Consider the following 2103-nt stretch of genomic DNA (forward strand, 5'->3'; position numbering starts at 1 on the left):
GGCCTGGAGCTCGCCGGGCTTGAGCACGTCGCCCGGTGCCGGCACGCTGTCGCGGCCAAGCGCTTCCTGCACCAGCTGCAGCCACTCCAGCAGCGGCAGCAGGCTGTGCACGGTATCGCTGAGCTGGCGGGTGAGCTGTTCGCGCGCGGCGTCGAGCTGACGCCAGGCCAGGAAGTAGACGCTCTGGTCGTCGTTGGTGGCCAGGCGGCGGTTGAGCGGGCGCAGGTAGGCATCGAAGGCCCCGCGCAGGGCGTCGTCCTGCAGCCGCTTGAAGGCGGCCTCGTCGCTCACCGCGCAGACGAACTCGCCGGCCAGAAGCCGCTCCAGCAGCGGGCCGTGGCTCAAGAGCGCGGTGTGGGCGGGGGATGATTGAACGTCGTCGCTCATGCGGTGACCTCCTCGTCTCGCGCCTTGAGCCGCTCGGCCAGGCGGCTCAAGCGCGGTTCGATCCGCTTGAGCCGGCGCACGCCGGGCTCAATGGCGTCGCGGTCGATCAGGTAGCGGTTGTGGAAAAGCAGCAGCACGTCGGACTCCGGGTTGGGGAAGGCGCCGACGATATGAATGCGGTTGCTGTCGCAGGCCTCGAACAGTTTTTCGACGTTGTGGTAGGCAAGCGTTCCGATCTCGTCGATCGGCCAGTGGATGGCGATCTCGGCGCGCCCGCGCAGAAGCCTTGTGAAGGCGAGCAGGAACTTGCACAGAATCAGGTAGGCCATGCCGTGGCTTGAGGACTCGAGCAGCTGCCGGTCGCTTCTGATGACGAGGTCCGTGCCGCCTTCGTTCAGGTGCAGCTCCAGGCGCAGCAGGCTCTCGAAACTGTAGGGCTGGTCGTGGCGCAGCAGGTCCGCGACGTCTCCCAGGGCGTCGAGGTAGTCGTCGCTGGGCAGCGGCTGCTGCGAGCCTTTCCACGCCTTGTAGCACTGGGCGAAGCGTTTGAGCGGCTCCCAGAAGCCCAGCTCGTCGATGGTGGACTGGATGCGCACCTCGGCCTTCTTGATGCCGTCGAGGGCCAGGTCATCCGCCACCTCGTCGGAAAGGCGCTTGCTCTGGGCGCTGATGCGCCGGTTCAGGTCGCTGAACACGGTGAAGAACTTGTCCAGATCGTCGCTCAGGTTACGCCCCTGCTGTACTAGCTGTTGCTGCTGATCTTCCAGCAGCTTGAGCATGCCCGCCAAGATAGGCAGCAGCGCCCGGGGCTCCTCCGGGTCATCGAGCCTGTCACGCTCGCGCTCGAGGGCATCGACGAAGCCTGCGCTTGCGCCCTTGACGAGCTGGCCTTCGATCTCCTGGCAGCCCTTGCGCAGCGCATCGCGCTCCTGGCTGCGCTGGGCGAGCGCCTGGCGGGTGCGGGTGATGCGCTCCTGGGCATCGCCTGGCGGCTCGCTCAGTGCCGTGGCATCTGCGGGCAGCGCCAGCTCGTCGAGCTGGCGGGTCAGCGGCTTGAGATCGTCGAGCAGCTCGGTCTGCTCACCACAAGTGGTTTTCAGAACGCTCATGTGGCGCTCGTGCTCCGCCTTGGCGGCCTTGAAGGCCTGGCGCTGTTCGAGGCGCTGGCGCTCGATCTCGCTCACCTCGCGGGCCAGGCGGCTCTCCTGCTCGCTGAGTTCCGGCTTGCGCTGGCCCCAGCTCACGCGCATGAAGTAGCGGTAATGCTCGAGCTCCTCCTGGCGCGCCTGGGTGGCGCGAATGTGGGCCTCGAGCTCGGCGAGCCGCGCCTTGGTCTGCTTGACGGTGACCGGGTCGACCCCCTGCTCCTCCAGCGCCTGCTCGAAGGCCGCCTCCACCTCGCGGCACTGGCGCTGGTGGTCGGCCTTGAGCGCGCCCAGGGACTGGCGATACTGCTCGAGCCGGCGCTCGAAAGTGGCCTGCTGGTGCTGGGCATCGGCCTCGAGCTCGAGCTGCTCGGCGCGAAGCGCGCCATGCAGCGCCTCCAGCGCCTCATCCCGCTCCTCCTTTAGCGCCTGGTGCAGCGCCTGCTGCTCGTCCAGCGCCGCCTGGCGGGCTCGCTGCCGATCGCGTTGGGCCTGTGCGTGGCGGGCCTGGCACTGCCGGCGGGCTTCACTTGCGTACTCGAGCTCTTCATCCTGGCGCTTCACCGTCTGG

General features: G+C 68.0%; 1 protein-coding gene and 1 pseudogene. Both read right to left on the reverse strand.

Translation table 11 applies throughout. The annotated features are described in order from the left end of the window. A pseudogene (locus tag BIS11_RS16000) lies at positions 1 to 387 on the reverse strand (hypothetical protein); the annotation flags it as partial. Beyond that, positions 384 to 2103: ATP-binding protein (locus BIS11_RS16005; RefSeq protein WP_253586528.1), on the reverse strand; the 1720-nt coding region annotated here is incomplete at its 5' end. The gene BIS11_RS16005 and the pseudogene BIS11_RS16000, both read right to left, overlap by 4 nt.

The organism is Halomonas sp. 707D4, from assembly GCF_024158685.1.
Lineage (GTDB): Bacteria > Pseudomonadota > Gammaproteobacteria > Pseudomonadales > Halomonadaceae > Vreelandella.